This window comes from Carboxylicivirga sediminis (genome assembly GCF_018156225.1).
Taxonomy (GTDB): domain Bacteria; phylum Bacteroidota; class Bacteroidia; order Bacteroidales; family Marinilabiliaceae; genus Carboxylicivirga; species Carboxylicivirga sediminis.
The window spans coordinates 44,288-60,868 of the sequence record NZ_JAGTAR010000009.1 but is presented as its reverse complement, the minus strand read 5'-3'; the positions used below and the strand labels follow the sequence as shown (position 1 = coordinate 60,868).

General features: G+C 38.4%; 22 protein-coding genes and 2 tRNA genes. 16 read left to right on the top strand and 8 right to left on the bottom strand.

The window, feature by feature from the left end; translation table 11 throughout:
- The 11 genes from KDU71_RS07695 to KDU71_RS07645 all read left to right on the top strand — a co-directional run bounded on the left by KDU71_RS07695 (position 1) and on the right by KDU71_RS07645 (position 5,934).
- Positions 1-624 (top strand): MBL fold metallo-hydrolase, encoded by a 624-nt coding sequence (locus KDU71_RS07695; protein WP_212189345.1) that lies wholly within the window; start codon positions 1-3, stop codon positions 622-624.
- A 298-nt stretch (positions 625-922) separates the two neighbouring features.
- A tRNA-Asn gene (locus KDU71_RS07690) sits at positions 923-995 on the top strand.
- A gap of 122 nt (positions 996-1,117) precedes the next feature.
- Positions 1,118-1,227: transfer RNA gene (locus KDU71_RS07685), tRNA-OTHER, on the top strand.
- A 300-nt stretch (positions 1,228-1,527) separates the two neighbouring features.
- Entirely contained in the window at positions 1,528-1,890 is a 363-nt protein-coding gene (locus KDU71_RS07680) for a hypothetical protein (RefSeq protein ID WP_212189344.1), read from the top strand.
- The gene (locus KDU71_RS07675; protein ID WP_212189343.1) at positions 1,887-2,393 is read left to right on the top strand and encodes a hypothetical protein; all 507 of its coding nucleotides are present in this window, start codon (positions 1,887-1,889) and stop codon (positions 2,391-2,393) included. Before KDU71_RS07680 ends, KDU71_RS07675 begins: the two co-directional genes overlap by 4 nt.
- Positions 2,394-2,468: 75 nt before the next feature.
- The gene (locus KDU71_RS07670; RefSeq protein ID WP_212189342.1) at positions 2,469-2,918 is read left to right on the top strand and encodes a hypothetical protein; all 450 of its coding nucleotides are present in this window, start codon (positions 2,469-2,471) and stop codon (positions 2,916-2,918) included.
- Positions 2,918-3,196, top strand: a complete 279-nt coding sequence (locus KDU71_RS07665; RefSeq protein WP_212189341.1) for a hypothetical protein — start codon at positions 2,918-2,920, stop codon at positions 3,194-3,196. Before KDU71_RS07670 ends, KDU71_RS07665 begins: the two co-directional genes overlap by 1 nt.
- Positions 3,193-4,020, top strand: a complete 828-nt coding sequence (locus KDU71_RS07660) for a hypothetical protein (RefSeq protein WP_212189340.1) — start codon at positions 3,193-3,195, stop codon at positions 4,018-4,020. Before KDU71_RS07665 ends, KDU71_RS07660 begins: the two co-directional genes overlap by 4 nt.
- On the top strand, positions 3,971-4,582 hold the full coding sequence (locus tag KDU71_RS07655; protein ID WP_212189339.1) for a hypothetical protein: 612 nt from the start codon (positions 3,971-3,973) through the stop codon (positions 4,580-4,582). Before KDU71_RS07660 ends, KDU71_RS07655 begins: the two co-directional genes overlap by 50 nt.
- Positions 4,583-4,586: 4 nt before the next feature.
- Positions 4,587-4,988 (top strand): hypothetical protein, encoded by a 402-nt coding sequence (locus KDU71_RS07650; RefSeq protein WP_212189338.1) that lies wholly within the window; start codon positions 4,587-4,589, stop codon positions 4,986-4,988.
- A gap of 280 nt (positions 4,989-5,268) precedes the next feature.
- Positions 5,269-5,934 carry a hypothetical protein gene (locus KDU71_RS07645; RefSeq protein WP_212189337.1) on the top strand — a complete coding sequence of 222 codons (666 nt, stop codon included), beginning with the start codon at positions 5,269-5,271 and terminating at the stop codon, positions 5,932-5,934.
- 62 nt (positions 5,935-5,996) lie between these two features.
- Here KDU71_RS07645 and KDU71_RS07640 read toward each other — a convergent pair whose 3' ends face one another.
- From KDU71_RS07640 to KDU71_RS07630, 3 genes are all read right to left on the bottom strand, one after another.
- Positions 5,997-6,404: a hypothetical protein gene (locus KDU71_RS07640; RefSeq protein ID WP_212189336.1), complete on the bottom strand. Its 408-nt coding sequence runs from the start codon at positions 6,402-6,404 to the stop codon at positions 5,997-5,999.
- Between the two features lie 250 nt (positions 6,405-6,654).
- A complete protein-coding gene (locus KDU71_RS07635; protein WP_212189335.1) occupies positions 6,655-7,956 on the bottom strand; it encodes a hypothetical protein in 1,302 nt (433 codons plus the stop codon).
- Entirely contained in the window at positions 7,953-8,327 is a 375-nt protein-coding gene (locus KDU71_RS07630; protein WP_212189334.1) for a hypothetical protein, read from the bottom strand. The genes KDU71_RS07635 and KDU71_RS07630 overlap by 4 nt, the downstream gene beginning before the upstream one ends.
- A 261-nt stretch (positions 8,328-8,588) precedes the next feature.
- Between KDU71_RS07630 and KDU71_RS07625 the strand changes: the two genes are divergently transcribed.
- Both KDU71_RS07625 and KDU71_RS07620 read left to right on the top strand, forming a co-directional pair.
- Entirely contained in the window at positions 8,589-8,846 is a 258-nt protein-coding gene (locus KDU71_RS07625) for a hypothetical protein (protein ID WP_212189333.1), read from the top strand.
- Positions 8,843-9,397 carry an MT-A70 family methyltransferase gene (locus KDU71_RS07620; protein WP_212189332.1) on the top strand — a complete coding sequence of 185 codons (555 nt, stop codon included), beginning with the start codon at positions 8,843-8,845 and terminating at the stop codon, positions 9,395-9,397. Before KDU71_RS07625 ends, KDU71_RS07620 begins: the two co-directional genes overlap by 4 nt.
- Before the next feature lie 132 nt (positions 9,398-9,529).
- Here KDU71_RS07620 and KDU71_RS07615 read toward each other — a convergent pair whose 3' ends face one another.
- The 4 genes from KDU71_RS07615 to KDU71_RS07600 form a co-directional block, all read right to left on the bottom strand.
- Positions 9,530-10,303 carry a hypothetical protein gene (locus tag KDU71_RS07615; protein ID WP_212189331.1) on the bottom strand — a complete coding sequence of 258 codons (774 nt, stop codon included), beginning with the start codon at positions 10,301-10,303 and terminating at the stop codon, positions 9,530-9,532.
- Between the two features lie 166 nt (positions 10,304-10,469).
- The gene (locus tag KDU71_RS07610; RefSeq protein WP_212189330.1) at positions 10,470-11,240 is read right to left on the bottom strand and encodes a hypothetical protein; all 771 of its coding nucleotides are present in this window, start codon (positions 11,238-11,240) and stop codon (positions 10,470-10,472) included.
- Between the two features lie 121 nt (positions 11,241-11,361).
- Positions 11,362-12,384 carry an endonuclease I family protein gene (locus KDU71_RS07605; RefSeq protein ID WP_212189329.1) on the bottom strand — a complete coding sequence of 341 codons (1,023 nt, stop codon included), beginning with the start codon at positions 12,382-12,384 and terminating at the stop codon, positions 11,362-11,364.
- Positions 12,385-12,428: 44 nt separating this feature from the next.
- On the bottom strand, positions 12,429-12,734 hold the full coding sequence (locus KDU71_RS07600; protein ID WP_212189328.1) for a hypothetical protein: 306 nt from the start codon (positions 12,732-12,734) through the stop codon (positions 12,429-12,431).
- A 403-nt stretch (positions 12,735-13,137) separates the two neighbouring features.
- Here KDU71_RS07600 and KDU71_RS07595 point away from each other — a divergent pair, with 403 nt between their 5' ends.
- Positions 13,138-13,725 (top strand): ParB N-terminal domain-containing protein, encoded by a 588-nt coding sequence (locus KDU71_RS07595; protein WP_212189327.1) that lies wholly within the window; start codon positions 13,138-13,140, stop codon positions 13,723-13,725.
- Between the two features lie 19 nt (positions 13,726-13,744).
- Positions 13,745-14,209, top strand: coding sequence for a helix-turn-helix domain-containing protein (locus tag KDU71_RS07590; RefSeq protein WP_212189326.1), 465 nt, complete (start codon positions 13,745-13,747; stop codon positions 14,207-14,209).
- Here the strand turns inward: KDU71_RS07590 and KDU71_RS07585 are convergent.
- A complete protein-coding gene (locus KDU71_RS07585) occupies positions 14,206-15,003 on the bottom strand; it encodes a hypothetical protein (protein WP_212189325.1) in 798 nt (265 codons plus the stop codon). The two genes, KDU71_RS07590 and KDU71_RS07585, sit on opposite strands and share 4 nt — an antisense overlap.
- A gap of 56 nt (positions 15,004-15,059) precedes the next feature.
- Here KDU71_RS07585 and KDU71_RS07580 point away from each other — a divergent pair, with 56 nt between their 5' ends.
- A complete protein-coding gene (locus KDU71_RS07580; protein WP_212189324.1) occupies positions 15,060-16,556 on the top strand; it encodes a terminase large subunit domain-containing protein in 1,497 nt (498 codons plus the stop codon).
- The last annotated feature ends 25 nt before the right edge of the window (positions 16,557-16,581 follow it).

Below are 16,581 nucleotides of genomic sequence, written 5' to 3'. Positions count from 1 at the left end.
ATGTGTTATCAAGTTCTTTCAACAGGCAGTGAAGGCAACGCCGTTATTTATCATGGTTTTATAATGGTTGATTGCGGCGTACCCTTCTCAATCGTCAAGCCTGTAATACAAGACATTCAGGTGGTGCTATTAACCCATACACATGGGGATCATTTTAAGCTATCAACCATCAAGAAACTTGCCTACGAAAGACCTACTATTAGATTCGCCTGTGGAGAATGGATGGTAAAACACCTTAATGACATTAGAAACATTGATGTGTTGCTGCCTGGTAAGATATACAACTACGGTTTGTTTAGACTTTCACCAGTAGTGCTTTATCATGATGTTCCAAACTATGGGTATCGAATCTACTACAAGAACCATAAAATTTTTCATGCTACTGATTCTGCTCACTTAGAGGGTATAACTGCACTGGAATATGACCTATACGCAATTGAGCACAATTACGATGAAGAAACGGTTTTTGAGAATATAGCAAAACTGAAGGCTAAAGGTCAGTTCGCACATCAAGAGGGCTCTATCAACAGTCACCTTTCCGAACAGCAAGCTCAAGACTTTATTTTACGAAATAAAGGTGACAATTATCAAGTGCTTAGGCTACACGAGAGTAAGCACATATAACCTTTCAGGAGGCATGAACCGCCTCTTGAAAACCACGCAAAACAAGCAAACAAGATCATTGACATAATGTGCCAAACAGTTGGCGCAAGCACCCTTATTAGCCTTTTTGGGCCGGAATATGAGGGCAGATACACACTTTATTAGCCATTTACGGCCGTGATATAAGGTGGCTTAAGCCGATAGTGAGAACCGAATGTTTGGCGTTCTATTTTTTAACCGAGGAGGGAGCAGTCATATAAGCTCATACAAACTTAAGCATCGCCAAGCGTAATCAAAGTGCGGCTCCCGACCTCGAAACGCCTCATTAGCTCAGTTGGCAGAGCGGCACCCTGTTAAGGTGAGGGTCGATGGTTCGAGTCCATCATGAGGCGCAAACTTTTGTGAGAAAGGGAACTGAAAGTGAACAATTGCTTCACGATGATAAGCTGCAGGTTATCCACGTTGATGACATTGTTTATTTCTCGGCCGATCACTGAGATAGGTTCCCGCGATTGAGTAGATGGCTGAATCGGTTAGGCGAACAGCAACTTAAAGGATTGTCAAACGACTCTATGAGGTAAGGCAAGTACGCTGTACACGCAGGTTCGAATCCTGCTCTACTCACTACCTAACGACGTTCTTTGAAACGCATTGCAACACAGGGGTTCGAATCCCCTCAACTCCACATGCCAATTAAAAAGTGTGAAAATCAAGCACGGTAAAACGTAACGTGATAGCCGTAGTGACGGGGTTGACTTGGTTTTGACTGCAATGACAAAGTAGATGAACTGAAGGTAAACACTGCTTTAAACGGCAAAACAATTACTCATGATTTCACGCAGCTAAGAGCTGTAGCGTAGTCACGGCACCGCCCCACATGTCGTAAGGGGGCTTTTTAAGATTATTCACTTTAAACCAACTGCTATGATAAAAGAATTCTATCGCTGGTTTATCAGCTTATTCAAACCCGAAAATCCATTGGACTTCATCGGTAAGCCTATGGTCTGGAACACACGCACCGAAAAGAAGGTGAAAAAATGCGCAATGAAATGCCATGAGCTGACCGGCCAGCAATTTTGGATTGTGCCGGTGAACGACGATCATGTGGTGATTGTCAATAGCCAGGCAAGAAAGCAAACAAACCAACTACTTCGGCAAGAGGCAAAGCAGCTTCGCAAACAAGGTAAAGCAGTCTTTCAGGTGCGCCAAATATCGCACTATCAGATGATATCAATGGCCTATTTTGAAACGCCCAAAGGGTTTGCAATTAAACAGAAGGCGTCATGAAACATGCAACATTGGAAGAGCTGGCGATTTATTTACCGTATGCGTTAAAAGTACGATTTAGGGAAAGAAACGACAGGTATTGCAGAAAATATATTGTTGGCACAATTGGCGCAATTTATAGTGATAGTTCCATTGTTTGTCATGATACGGTTAACTCAACGCCTGATAATTTTAAACCAATTCTTCGCCCCCTCTCCGACTTAGCCAAGGACAATGAGTTTCTTCAATTCTGTAAGGAGCAAATCACCTGCGCAGATTTAAAAGTTTACAGAGATGAACCTGAGGACGTTCCAACTTGCTTAACTGGCATTGAATCGCTTAGTGGGCATCCTAATATTCTTTTAGCTATCGATGATGAGATTGCATCAGAATGCCCATTACTTTTTTATCAATGGCTTGCAAAACATCACTACGACCTACACGGCCTTATTGACCGTGGTGCAGCAATAGATATCAATACTTTAAACCAACAACATGAAACAGATTCGAATAGCAACAGCTAAAGAATTGGTTGCAGTAGTTATTGCCGTTGCAATCATTGCAGCAGGCTTTGCATGGTTATTTAGTTATGCAGGCTGATGCGAGAAGAGAACGAACACGAAGCTTTATGTATCTATTTAGCGCACCAATATCCTGATGTGCTTTTTAATACTGATTTATCGGGAGTAAAACTACCGGAAAGCACGGCTAAACGAGTAAGTAAACTTCGTTCTAGTCGTGCTTATCCTGATTTAACCCTTTATGAGCCTCGTGGACGTTATCTAGGTCTGTTTATCGAGTTGAAACGAACAGGTGAAGTAATTTACAAGAAAGACGGCTCCTTACGAGCTATGAAAAAACCCATCTATCGCAAAGTTAGAGGTTTGAAAAAACGTGTAATCATAGGATACTACGATCACCTGCAGGAACAACACGAAATGATACTCAAGCTTCGACAAAGAGGCTACTACGCAGATTTTGCCATCGGTTTTGACAAAGCAGTGAAGCTGGTGGATTGGTATTTGAATTTGGAAAAACCTGTTAACTAATGAACAACGAATCAACACTACTGAATCTTGGCTTTGAACCATACCCTGATTGGGATTTCCATATCAAAAGCATTCCTTCAGGACAGATAACAACTACACCTCATTTTAGACTTGAAAAGCAAGGTAAAGTATTCCGTGCATACGTTGAGAAAAACAACGGCCCTGTCTATGTAATATTAGGCGTAATTGTGAAAAACAATAATCTTGTGGACTGTTGGAGAGATTGTTGTTCAAATGGCTCTGTTGAAAGGAAAATTAATAAAATCCTCACCCCATGAATGAACGACGCTCAATAAACACCCGCATATGGACTGACGAGTGGTTTGAAGACCTCAAGCCTCTGGAAAAGCTCGTTTGGATCTATCTGTTATCGAACCTTAATACCAACCTGATTGGTATCTATGAAATAAGCGTCAAGCGCATCGCCTTTGACACAGGACTAGATAAGAATGAAGCCCAGCATATTAGTGATAAGTTTCATCAAGAAAAGAAAGCGTTCTTTTACCACGGCCATGTTATTATCCCTAATTGGATAAAAAACCAAAGCATGAATGCAAATATGCTTAAGCATGCTCGAAAGCTTTATAATAACTTAACACCTGCCATTCATGACTTCCTTAAGCGAATTGGTTTCGAATCGTTTGAAAGCCTTTCGAATGGTTTCCCAATGAATAACAAAAAAGTGAGAGAGCCTGAAATACAGTTTCCCACCTCCGATGAACTGATATTCGACAAAGAAACTCAAGCAGCTCTTTGCGACTACTTCGGCATAACAGAACTTGGCAATGAGCGGCAGTGGATGGATTCCATCAAGTTTATTATGGGCCTAGAGAAGGCTGGCAAGCTGAAACTATTTAAGGAGCAATTTGAGGCCTATAAGACCTATCGAAAGGAGTCAAAAGCGACCTGGAACCACAAGTTTCCAAACTTCATTTGTGATGGTTGGAACGAACAGAACTGGATTAAAAACCTTGAAAACCTGAAAAACAATGAAGATTCCTCAAGGAACAATAGCACGTCAACAAAGCAACCTTCCAGACAAGGCCAGGCCATTGAAGGAGTCATTACCCGACTGGAAGAAGAAGACCGCAAGTGTAGTTAAACAACAATTCCCAACTGCTTCGACATTTGTGGCAGGCTGCAATTTTGAGGCGATGACGAAGCAATACAGCCATGCACCAAGAAAGAAGCTGATTGCAACAAACACCTTCTCCCTGCGCGATTTGAAGGTCCTCTACACCGAAAAAACACCCGCTGTTTTAATTGAAAGCTATCTTGTTTATCTCAACCTTCATTTAAACTTTAAGGACGAATTCAAGCTTAGTAATAGCCAAATTGAGAACCTTGGAAGGCAGCTATTGACCATCCTTGGTGATATTACAATGGGCGAACTGTGGTTGTTTTTCGACCAGGTATTTACCGGCTACTTCGATAAATTTTTTGGCAACATAGATCCGATGACAATCACCAGATGGGCACGTCAATACATGTCCGAACGCGGTGATGTGATTATGAAAGATAAGGCGCTATATCAATTTATCAGAGATCGAAATTTCAAGGAGGACGATAAGCATCATGCAGAATACAACCGTCAGCAATTTAGGAAGGCAGACGAGTTCAAGCAAATGATGGAGTTAACTGAACGCATATCTAAAAAAACCTAATACCATGGAAGAAACAAAAATATGTTCTTGCTGTCATGAGGAAAAACCCATAGACGAGTATTATAAATTTAAAGACGTACGAGGGAAAGAGAGAATAAGTTCAAGATGCAAAGCTTGCAGAATTGAAAGTGTAAGAATCTGGCGAGAGAAGAACAAGTCCAGACATAAGGATTATACCAGACAGTATCGCGCAAAGAATAAGGAAAAAATGGCGATGCACGAAAAAAAGTACTATGAAAAGCAAAAGGCCAAAAAACAGAATACCTCGAATGATAAGTCAGACATCATCAGAATTGAAAAATGTCTTCATCAATCATTAAACGCCACACCCGACATCTCCAAAGCCATTGCCTTTAAAAAACAGTTCTTCCAGAAGAAGTTAATACAGCTTCGCACCGTCGTGTAAGTTCGGGTTCACTCAATGGGGCTATTCTATTTTACTACAAAGCCCAATGACCCAAATCACTACCAATTCAGTACTAGAAGCAATAAAGGAAATTCAACAATCAAAAGTTGATAAAAAGATAGTTCCTGTATTTGCCAGTAACCGAGACCTTCTTGAGCGCCTGGGAACACTACCCCATGTCACGCTACAAGCTCTTATCGACAGAGGAAAGATCAGAACAAGAGACGCAATGCACTGTCGCTACTACCAAGTGATTTAAACCACCCACACGCCAATTTCTATGAATACTAACGATAACCTGTTAGAACGTTTTTTCATTGACCGAGAACACCGCTATAAGGAATTTGCCAGGCACGAAAGCAGGAATGCAGACATTGAAGACCATTGGGAAGATGTGTACATGGAGGTGATGACTTCCTTCTTTGGTGATAAACGCAGCTTAGCTATAGAGTTGATAAAAAAAGAAGCTGACCTGACGATTGCCAAAAACAAACGAATGGCCACCTTTTACAAACGCAATGGCAACAGGTTTCCTTTATGTGAGTTTGACTTCTATTTCATTAGCTGCCTTAAGCTAAATATTATATCACCCCGGGCACCATACAAGTGGAAATACCTCAGACAACCACCGACTGACGCCAACGCTGATTATTCGCGCATTGAGTTAGAGGATAATGAGTACGAGGAAGGGCATGACGCCAGTGAATGGATCATTGAACACACTGAGCTGATACGCGCCGAACTTGATAAGTTGGGCATTGGGGAGCTCGGACAGCGTGTTTTTGCCTTTAAATTCTTCGATGGCAACAGCCTCAATGACTGGGCTGGTGACGAGCCGATAAAAGAAATACGACGGCTTTATGCCGAAACACTCAGACTGCTACGAACCAAATTTAATTCTGACTACCTCAATAGCTTAGAAGCTGTGCAGGGTAGCTTATTTTAAAAGAAACTTATGCATTAAAAACGTAAAGATTAAACTAAAAATGAAGCTTGGATACAAGAGAATTAAGCTGGTCTAATTATGGTAAATAATACGCCTTTATCACGAATTATTAAATTAGATAAATCAGCTATCGCATTAACCTTAATTTTAGCTATTGTATCCCAAAACCATAAATCATTTGGATCTGCAATAACTTTTGCTTTCACACTTCCCAGATGAACTTCACTATTTGCTTGGATTGAAGCAATTGAAATTGGGATAGTTTTGAAATTAGTCGCGGCACCCTCTGCTATTGTTCCTGTTAAATCTTTTATCTCAACAGATGAACGATTAAAAGCGTACACATCGAAGGACATATCATCATTTACTCTAATTGGACTTCCGGGTCTAGTAACATTTTCTAGATTTCGAAACCAAAACGAAAGATCTCTGATTATCTCTCTACTAAGCTGCTCTAATAAATCTGCCATTTTGCCTGGATTAAATTAAACATCAAATTACAAATTATTCCAAGCTTCATTAAAAACTAAAATCTATCATAATAATCGCAAATGAGAATTCATTTATTCAGAAAGCTAAACCAAAATATGCTATTACTATTTTCATCATAAACGGCCAAAAACTAATAGCGTAATGTTGAAAAACCATACATTGCATCGTTTTGCATTAAGGCGTAATGCAAAACTTTAATCTTTAAACAACCGTTATAAATAACATGGATTACTTTTGTAACCCCAACGTTTCTTTGTCAGGCGCTCCAAATCCAAAGTTTAAAGTTAAGGTTGAAACCAACGTATTTCTTGAATTCAGCAATGGTTCGAAACGATTTCCAATAGTATAACTCAAAACAACTTGGTCATATAAATTATAATTAAATGAACCTAAGTATTGAATATCTGAGTTATTAATTTTGCGATACAATTCATTGCCATTCTCATCCATTCCGGCAAACTCTTCTGAATTACTACTGCGCCCCACAAATTCGAAGTTGAAGCTAAATCTTTTGATTTCTGAATTTATTGCTAACCCATAATCAAAGTTGTGTTCATACACATCATTTCCAGGGAAGTAATATTTGTAATAATCAACATGATACCATTCATAGCGAAATACTCCTATCAACTTTAGAGTTGAACCATTTTTTTTCTGGAAAGCATAAGAAGGAGCAAACCATAACGATTGTTTTGGAACATAGGAAAAATCAAACTCATTAGTTGGAAAATTTAGAACACCTGCATATGCGAAATCCAGAATAAAACCATAACGGTTTTTAATATGGTCTTTTAATCCTTCGTAAGCACTTTGATCTTTAAAAAAATAGAAAACGATGCTATTAAATTCATCACCAAACTTATCAGGGTTATTTAAATATAATCGAATTGGAATTTCTCTAACATGTGTCATTAAATTTGAAACTAGTTGTGAAACATCCACATCAACTAGCTTACTATGTATTGCATTAAATATCACACTTTCAATTTCTTTTATAAATTCCTCGTATTCCAATCTATTTATCATAGACGAAGCCTGAGAATTAATAAAAGCAATTATAGAAGCACTTAACCTTAGCTTCGTAATTGTTTCGGTTATATAAGTTTCATAATCATCACTTTTAAGAAAGATGGAGGTTCGATACCCAAATGCCAGAGCGTTTGTATTCGTTTCATCTCCAAGAGCGAAGCTCTGCGTGCTTGCCAATGAGAATGAAGATCCTCGTTTAAGACTTTCAAAAGTTTCTGGCAATAAGTAATCCTTAATGGTCATACCTTTCTTGTCAACCCAGTATGGTGTAAATTCAATTGCAAGATCACTAGGTACAACCACCTTATTGTCATCAATAAAATTTGAGAACAATGCTGTTTCGAGAGCTTGATAGGACTTAGGTGTTAAAACTATTGATGGCTGCAATCCTAAAATGGATGATGCAGGTGATGACGGAGCTTTAAGGTTGTTAAGTTTCTCCTGGCCCGAGATAAACGATAAACCCAGTAACCATCCAAATAAAACTACTGAATATTTCATAGCTTAGGAAATTTAACCAAAAGAACAACAATAGGATTTTCACTCTCAGTTTTAGGATTATCATGGGAAACTATTAGCTTTCCATTAATAAAATAGTCCATGGCAATATTATCATCAACTGGCGACGGAAACATAACTACTGTTACTATCGACGTCATCTCACTCCTCAAATCTTTTCCTTTTCCAATAACTTCGATTCCAGAGTCTTCAATTTCTTTATCATTTGGACCAGGTACATTGATGGCCGTTGCTGCAATATCTGCGTTCGATTTAAATTTCACTTCCACATAAACGTCATCATTATCAGAGACTGGAAACGATAAATCCTTATACCGGTAAGTTTTTACTTTACTTACATTTTTTTTGCTCATGACATAAGTCTTTAGGTTAACTATTTACTTTAGCTAATGAATTTGGTAAGTCCTAACCTGTTATGAATATTTTAGATAATAGGATAATAGTTAATAATTGTAAAAATGGCATAACATTATACAATCACCAATTGACACGTCAGATAAACGCTTACCAATATTATCCCGATGTAGAAATAAGACTACAATATTCCGAAATTATTTAAGCAATGTCAACCATCTAGTAAAACGCATCTAGCAAATGAATAAACTTAAAACTGCATGCCACGCTATGCCCTACGGAACCAGCAAAAAATTCAACAAGCTTTTGGAGTAGATTTTTTACGTTTACTCCTGGCTTCGTTGAAAGAGCATTTCAATAGCCATATTGAAATTGAAGAACACACCTACGATAACGAGAAATTCAGAGTAATACACGTGCCCAATGTTCAACCAAACACCGACAGCTTCTTTGAATTCTATGTTATAGCGAAGAAATATGATGTATATCGATTGGCTTATAAAAGTACAATGTCATGAATCAATATGAGATTATCTACGCAGATCCTCCTTGGAAATATGGCAGTAAGGGTGCCAGAAGTGGCAAATTTGGTGAATTGCCTTATCCAAGCATGACCATTAAGGAAATGTGCCAATTAAAAGTACCTGCACATGATGATTGTTTTCTATTCATGTGGGCGACTTCACCCTTTATGATGGACGCAAACAAAGTAGCTGACGCCTGGGGCTTTAAGTACATCCGCGTTGATTCTGTGTGGTGCAAGACTAAAGGCTCAGGCTCTCCACATGGCGTTTGTGGCCCTCACGGCATGACTGATGCTGAATACCTTCTTTTATTCGGAAAAGGCAATTATATGAGCCTCTACAATGGAAATAAGAAGAATCAATACACCGTAGTCACCGAAAACTACACCGGCAAGCATTCACAGAAGCCCTCAATATTTCGTGAACGCATTGATGAAAAGGTGAAAAACGGACTTAACCGACTTGAAATGTTTGCCAGAACTGCACCTCTTGGTTGGCATGTTTGGGGCAATGAGGTGGAGTGCGATGTGATGGTGGAAAGTTAACGGTAGGCATATGGCAAGTAGGCGATTGCGTGCTTCAAACCTATCAAACAGAGATGAAGTTGAGGCAAACTAAAACCCTTGATTATACTAGGGTCACGCCTATTTGCTATATACATTGTGTGCGCCCTCTTTTTAATATACTGTAGCTTTTATGTGTTTAATCGGCATTGGATGATTTAGTAATGACATTAAAATCTTTAAAGATTCTATCACCTCAAAAGAATCATCAAAAGAATTCATTACGCGAACTAAGCCAAAATAAGCTGAGTCTTTTGGGGTCAAATCAATTTCATTAATTCTATTTTTATTATCCATTTCGCAAATATTGAACTTACCACCTCTGAAGGAAATCTCATAACCTTTCTTATAATCAAAGTCCTTCAAATAATTTTTCTCGTCTGTTATATAAAAATCATTTAGTCGGCTGTTATAATATCCTGTGATTGACCGTACGAAAAGCTCTGCAATATCTATGGCTTCTTTAACTTCTTCAATTGTTGGGATCTCATATAAGTGTTCAAGCTTGTTACGCAAAGTTCTATACTTACCAATTACAAATCCTGGCGCTAGATTTAGTCCTTGTACTATTTTTAATTTATATGATAAGTCATTTTTATCCTCAAAACAATTAATGAAAGGAGTTACTGAATCCTGAATTTCCGTATAATTAATTCCAATATCGTCTAGAATGATATCAATTTGACAATCAATTGCCCTTTTTGCATTTGAGAGTGCATTAATAATCCCCCGGTCATTTTCCGCACGTAAATCTTCCTTTGCAAATTTCAAGAAATCTATAGGTCTAATTGCAATATCCGAATAAACAGATGCATCGCCACCACTTCGAATAACAATTAGTTTCGTTAAGTCTAATTTTGTCTTAATTAATAATTCTAATAGGTTCATTACTAAATTGTTTATTCCTGTTGCGTCTCATTCAATTGGGTATAATGGTGGCTAGATGATGCGTATGGCAATTTAACTAACCAAAACTCCCAAAACTCCTCTGGCACACTAAATTATTAAAACCTCCTGCGCCATATGCTTTATACTAGCGTGTTGTAGCCCGTTGTTAATTTATCCCTAAGGCTGAAGGACTATCTTCCCAATTGTTGAAAAACTCAACATAACTTTCACCTTTAGGATTTGTGAAGTCATATATTCTGTTCTTTTCATCTATTAGTTTTATAACTCTTTCTTTTTTAAGAATTTCTAAAAGTTGATTTTCTTCTGGAGGAAAATTCACCAAAGGTTTTTTCTCATTAACCAAATCTCTAATTGTCCTAAATGGATTAATTAAATTTTTATCACTAATCTTTTTATGCAAAATAGAATTAAATTCGTCAGGATTAAGTAATTCCTTTACTCTTTTTTCAAGTTCATCAACCTCATTCTCACTTCTTAGACGCTTTTCTCGTTCTGCATTATATCGTTTTTCAAAATCATTCTTTAAGTCATTTAGCTCATTATAATCATCCTTGCTGTATGTATTCGTTTTATCTGTAATCAAATCAATTAGTTTAGAAACCCAAACATTAATTACATTTTTAAATACTCCTTTTAGTAATTCACTTAAATTAATTAGAACATATGATACTAACATCGCTGCAAAAGTCACTAGAATAGTCTTAGATAATTCCTTAACGAATACCTCTGAGCTTAATAAAGTATCTAATATTTCTAATCTCGAAGAAAGTGTTGTCTGTTTAATAAAGAATAACTGATATATTTCTTTATAGTTTCTAAAAATATAAACTAATACAAGAGTCCCATAAAAAGGATTCTTTCCTCTTGATTTTACAAGATTTGCAAATGAAACTGTAATATCTTTGAAGTTGCTCATTTCTTACATTATATTATTTGTGTATTGAATTTCGTGAATCTGTCAATGGGCTACAACTAACCTGCATGGCGCGTTTATACGCGTAATTGCAAAGAGTTAGCGATTTTGTCCCTATCCCTCTTTATCTTGGGCAAATCCTAAACACCTCTTCCTGGTTAACTCGAACCAAATAAATACTTGCCGATTCGAGCTTTAACGGCATGTTGTATGCCATAGTGCTTATATTATTCTTGGCGTAGACCTTTTTTCCGGAAATCGTGAACACCTCAATAGAATTTACCAACTGGGTGTTGGATTCTATTTCAACTGCTCCATTATTAAAGAACACTTTATATGCACCGCCCCTTACTTCTTTGATATCATTCTGAATATCCCAAATCAATTCAGCGTATTCAGGATGATCAATAAATGGGTTTCTATTGCCCTGGTATGAATAGACTACTTCGTTTCTGTTTCTCTCAAAATCATCAACAGGGTCATTTAAATGCCACTTGAGTAAGACACTACCAACTCCATGTATCGGCTGTTTGTCAGTACTTGGGAGAATCTGCTCTGTCAATTCCAAATCAGGTTCGTCACCCTCGCCTTCATATCTAACGACCATATAAAATATCATCCGAGCCACATCACCTTTCACTGCATCCCTTGGCTCAAAGGTGAAGTCTGTAGCCCCTTTGTAACATCCGGTAAAGACACCATTATCCCACACTTCATCACCGCCTTCAGCGAATGCCCGGTTGGAACGTGTTGAATTAACGGAAATATCAGCCGGCCGTAAATGATGACAATCAGTACCGGGTCCTTTGGTGGTGCCGAAATCACCTCTGGACTTAGCCCATACATGCTCTCGACTCCATCCTGAGCCACTATTGTATTCTTGGGCAGCGTTTTCACTACGGCCAGTGTAAAAATAAATTACGTTATCTGCGTTATTTGGATCCCTATCTGACTCTTTAAGAATATCCCATGTATCAGTATTTGTTGATGTATAAGAGTATTCCGTATGTCCTTTGATAATGGTATTTAGTGCCGCCTTTAGTTCGTTTTTAGTTTTACCATCAGCATTATCATAATAGCCTGCTGGTATTTGCGAAACCAGGATACTGGACCATAATAACAAGATTATCACGAGTGTATTTCTCATAACTGGAGTGATTAAGTTTTTGCGGTGTTTAATATATAAATTTTTTATCTAAACTGCCCTTCTCCCTCCTCACTCTTTCTCTCCAGCTCCTTAAAAGCCTCCTGTACTATCTCGCATAGCTTAATAAGTTTATGTGGCTCAATCGGTGCATTAGGCTTCATTTTTGGCACAAATGGCCGTTGAGCCTTACAGATGATCTCCATAAAAATCTGACCGCCTCTAAATAGTAATTTAGTACGATAATCTGTGGGTATATTGTGTTGCCAGATGTACGGCTCTACCTTACATGTTACCTCCATGCTATTTGCTGCAAATTCAGCGTCAATGACTTTTTTGATAGTGTGCTGCATATTTTGATGAACATCAAATAATTATTTGCCAAAGTTAACTTCTTTACAATATATTTGTAAAGAATAAAGGTGGACCTCCATCCACCTTTATATTCAACATCCTACAAGGATATCACAACATGTAGGAAAGGACAAACACGAGGAACAATAAGTGTTCCAATGAAACTTTGAAAGAGATCCTTATGCCTAGCATTTGGATCTCTAATTTTATCCTGCGGTCCATGCCTCGAAAGTAGAAAACAATTTCCCAAAAAACCTCTATAATTATCGAGTCTTTTACCAATTGTAATATTCTTTACATTAACACGGTAAAATCTTGTACACCGTTAACTCAGTTAATCTTCCAATTTTAAACCTACTCTACTGCTGTTTGTGATAGCTTCTATTTTATTGGAAAGTACTAATGAAACTATCCGACCTCAAGCCTAAAGAGGGCAATCCTCGCTATATCAAAGACGATAAGTTTGAAGATTTAGTCCGCTCCATTATCGAGTTTCCAAAAATGATGAGCAAACGGCCTATTGTGTTTGATAGCAAAAGCAACAATGAAAGCCTTGGCGGTAATATGCGTTTAAGGGCCTTATTGGAGATAAAAACACTTGGTCGGGATGTTGTACTTGAACGATTAAAAGCAGCCAATAAAAGCGATAATATCAAGCTGCTCGAACCTATCTTCAAAGGTATAATCCCTGATGAATGGGTGATGGATGCTTCAGACCTCTCTGAAGAAGAAAAGAAGCGCTTTATCATCGTTGATAATGTAGGTTTCGGCTCCTGGGATATGGATATGTTAGCTAATGAGTGGAATCAAGAAGAACTCGAAGATTGGGGCCTTGATATTCACTTTCCGGAACCACCGGAAGAAGAGGAAGAAGAGCCTATCGATAAAGCGGTGATTCGTGTGTATGTTGATTTTGATTCAGCAGATGAGGCCAAGGACTTATATAACCAGCTTCTATCTGAAGGACATGAGGCGAAAATGAGTGAATAAACAAGGAACAGAAGTTTAAATGGCAAAACCTAAATACGATAGCGCAACTTTTCCGAAGCTTGCTGAAGGATATGCAAGAGATGGCCTAAATGATGAGCAAATAGCAGAAAAATTAGGTATAAGCCGTGCTGCCTATTATCGCTATCAAAAACAACATGTAGACTTTTTAGACGCCATAAAAAGAGGAAAGGCCCCTGTGGATGCAGATGTGGAGAATGCACTTCTTAAACGAGCCCTTGGTTTCGAATATGAAGAGGTATCAACCGAGTATGAGAAAGATCCCAAAACAGGTAAGCCAACACCTGTTAAAACCAAGAAAACCATCAAGCGTGTGCCTCCCGATGTTGGCGCTATTGCTTTTTGGTTGAAGAACCGTAAGCCTGAACAATGGCGCGAAAAGATTGACCATACATCCGGAGGTAAAGAAATGCAAGCTGCCGTTGTTATGCTACCATCTAATGGGCGCGATGTGAAGAATGATTAACTATTTGGATTAAAATATTCAGACGTTGAAAGAATTTGATCTCGAGCCTTTTGCAGTTTAGTAATTATTTCAATGATGCTTTTATCTGTTTCATTTGTAAGTCTAGAATCGATTCTATCTATGTAAGCCATCCATCGATGAACTCCGCTATAGGCTTCCACATCTGAATAGAATAACTCTAATTGCACTTTTATAATTGACATATCATTTTCTGTTATATCAGCTATTTCAATTCTTCGATGCAAGTCAAGTAAAGAACTAATAAAGGAATACTTAAGATTTAATCGAACAATTTCACTACTTAGCTGAGTCGTCAATAGGTTATTATTAGACCTCATACTAAGGGTATTTAACAAACTATTTAGAGTATAAGTTATGCTCTCCTTTTTACTGGTATTAGAAAACAAACCAATATATCGTTCACTATAGTTTTCTTTATAAACCATTATTAAATCCAATAATTTGCCAAAACGAGCTTCTTTATCCTCATCATTATTTCTTTTAAACTGCTTATTAATAGCTTTAAATTGAATCCGATTCATCTCAACCTGCATGCGAAACGACAGATAAACTAAGCCGCTTCCCACAAGACTCATAAATGGTGCGGTGATACCCCCAATCGTATCACCTATTTGACCAGTTTTTGTAAAGTCTAAAGCCTCATGCCAGGCAGATTTAGTTAATAACCAAGGTGCAGCTAATAACAACATACCTAAGCCAAGTAGTCCAAGCGCCCATTTATCCCAGCGTCTTAAGCCGTTGTTTTCATCACTTTCTTTTCTATCGTCATTCATAGTTGTGAGGTTCTATTTTACAATATCAAATATAATATTATTTACCGTGCTCACAAATGAAAGAAATAAAACCACAAGAAGGCTTTCAGATGGACTTCCTGTCAACTCCTGCCGATATAGCTATTGGTGGAGGTGCTGCAGGAGCCGGTAAAACATTTGCCTTGTTGATGGAGCCATTGCGCCACATCAACGTTGAAGGCTTTGGTGGTGTTATCTTTCGTCGTACATCGCCACAGATACGCTCTGAGGGTGGATTGTGGGATACTTCTAAGCTACTATTCCCTATCGTAGGCGGTAATCCTCGCGAATCAAGTCTTGAATGGACATTCCCAGGCAAACACGATAAGCCGGTAAAGCTTAAATTCTCACACCTCGAATATGAAAAGAACGTACTCGACTGGCAAGGTTCACAAATTGCTTTCATCGCTTTTGATGAGTTGACACATTTTTCGAAAAGCATGTTCTTCTACCTGCTTTCTCGTAACCGTTCAACCTGCGGCATTAAACCATATGTTCGCGCAACCTGCAACCCCGATCCGGATAGTTGGGTAGCTGATTTTATCGAGTGGTGGATTAATCAGGACACAGGCTATCCAATACCAGAACGAGCCGGTAAGCTGCGTTATTTTCTGAAAGACGGTGATAACATCATTTGGGGCGACTCTAAACAAGAAGTGCTTGATAGGTGCCCCCATATTGTTGAAACGGTACTTAAAGCTGAGCCAGACACCGACCCTAAAACATTGGTTAAGTCGGCTACATTTATTCCTGGTAGCATCTACAACAACAAAGAGTTGCTAAAGAAAGACCCTGGCTATTTGGGTAACTTATTGGCTCAGGATGAAGCGGCCAAAGCTCAATTACTCGAAGGTAACTGGAAGATTCGAACCGATGGCACTGATATCATCAACTTCGTGAAGATGAAAGATGCTTTCACCAATGAATTTGTAAAGCCCGGGCGCAAGTGTATTACTGCCGATGTCGCACTGAAGGGTTCCGACTTATTGATAATTGGCGTTTGGGATGGTTTCAGACTCATAGACATTGATATTTGGCCTCTTGCCAAGGGCAATGATATCATTAATGCACTAAAGGATTTAGCTAAGAAATACGCTATCCCACAAAGCCAGATAGTGTATGATGACGATGGAGCCGGTTCCTTTATCGATGGATTCATTGAAACGGCTGTTGCATTTAATAACGGTGCAAGGCCTATTATGGGCGAGAACTACTTCAATCGCAAAACTCAGATGTACTATAAGTTGGGCGAGCTCATCAATAAAGGCCTAATGTACATCAGCCCCGAGGTGGCAAATCGAAAATTTAACAATAAGACCATCAGGGAGCTAATTATGAATGAACGACGCGCAATAAAACGCGACAAGAAAGACATGGACGGTAAGCTCCGTATTATTCCAAAGGATGAAATGAAGACTATTATCGGCCATTCTCCCGACATCATGGATATGATGATGATGCGCATGTTTGCCGAATACCTGGACATGCCAAAAGACGAAAAGCCCAAAGACAAATCGGGCTACGGCTTCTTTTAATCCGTAAATACACACCATTCTATTT

Bases quoted from the DNA above. Each gene is read 5' to 3' on its own strand.
- KDU71_RS07600 (WP_212189328.1), bottom strand. From the start codon at position 12,734: ATGCAGCACACTATCAAAAAAGTCATTGACGCTGAATTTGCAGCAAAT.
- KDU71_RS07595 (WP_212189327.1), top strand. From the start codon at position 13,138: ATGAAACTATCCGACCTCAAGCCTAAAGAGGGCAATCCTCGCTATATC.
- KDU71_RS07670 (WP_212189342.1), top strand. From the start codon at position 2,469: ATGCGAGAAGAGAACGAACACGAAGCTTTATGTATCTATTTAGCGCAC.
- KDU71_RS07580 (WP_212189324.1), top strand. From the start codon at position 15,060: ATGAAAGAAATAAAACCACAAGAAGGCTTTCAGATGGACTTCCTGTCA.
- KDU71_RS07615 (WP_212189331.1), bottom strand. From the start codon at position 10,303: ATGAACCTATTAGAATTATTAATTAAGACAAAATTAGACTTAACGAAA.
- KDU71_RS07625 (WP_212189333.1), top strand. From the start codon at position 8,589: ATGCCACGCTATGCCCTACGGAACCAGCAAAAAATTCAACAAGCTTTT.
- KDU71_RS07585 (WP_212189325.1), bottom strand. From the start codon at position 15,003: ATGAATGACGATAGAAAAGAAAGTGATGAAAACAACGGCTTAAGACGC.
- KDU71_RS07695 (WP_212189345.1), top strand. From the start codon at position 1: ATGTGTTATCAAGTTCTTTCAACAGGCAGTGAAGGCAACGCCGTTATT.
- KDU71_RS07635 (WP_212189335.1), bottom strand. From the start codon at position 7,956: ATGAAATATTCAGTAGTTTTATTTGGATGGTTACTGGGTTTATCGTTT.
- KDU71_RS07610 (WP_212189330.1), bottom strand. From the start codon at position 11,240: ATGAGCAACTTCAAAGATATTACAGTTTCATTTGCAAATCTTGTAAAA.
- KDU71_RS07645 (WP_212189337.1), top strand. From the start codon at position 5,269: ATGAATACTAACGATAACCTGTTAGAACGTTTTTTCATTGACCGAGAA.
- KDU71_RS07680 (WP_212189344.1), top strand. From the start codon at position 1,528: ATGATAAAAGAATTCTATCGCTGGTTTATCAGCTTATTCAAACCCGAA.
- KDU71_RS07605 (WP_212189329.1), bottom strand. From the start codon at position 12,384: ATGAGAAATACACTCGTGATAATCTTGTTATTATGGTCCAGTATCCTG.
- KDU71_RS07630 (WP_212189334.1), bottom strand. From the start codon at position 8,327: ATGAGCAAAAAAAATGTAAGTAAAGTAAAAACTTACCGGTATAAGGAT.
- KDU71_RS07650 (WP_212189338.1), top strand. From the start codon at position 4,587: ATGGAAGAAACAAAAATATGTTCTTGCTGTCATGAGGAAAAACCCATA.
- KDU71_RS07640 (WP_212189336.1), bottom strand. From the start codon at position 6,404: ATGGCAGATTTATTAGAGCAGCTTAGTAGAGAGATAATCAGAGATCTT.
- KDU71_RS07660 (WP_212189340.1), top strand. From the start codon at position 3,193: ATGAATGAACGACGCTCAATAAACACCCGCATATGGACTGACGAGTGG.
- KDU71_RS07590 (WP_212189326.1), top strand. From the start codon at position 13,745: ATGGCAAAACCTAAATACGATAGCGCAACTTTTCCGAAGCTTGCTGAA.
- KDU71_RS07620 (WP_212189332.1), top strand. From the start codon at position 8,843: ATGAATCAATATGAGATTATCTACGCAGATCCTCCTTGGAAATATGGC.
- KDU71_RS07665 (WP_212189341.1), top strand. From the start codon at position 2,918: ATGAACAACGAATCAACACTACTGAATCTTGGCTTTGAACCATACCCT.
- KDU71_RS07675 (WP_212189343.1), top strand. From the start codon at position 1,887: ATGAAACATGCAACATTGGAAGAGCTGGCGATTTATTTACCGTATGCG.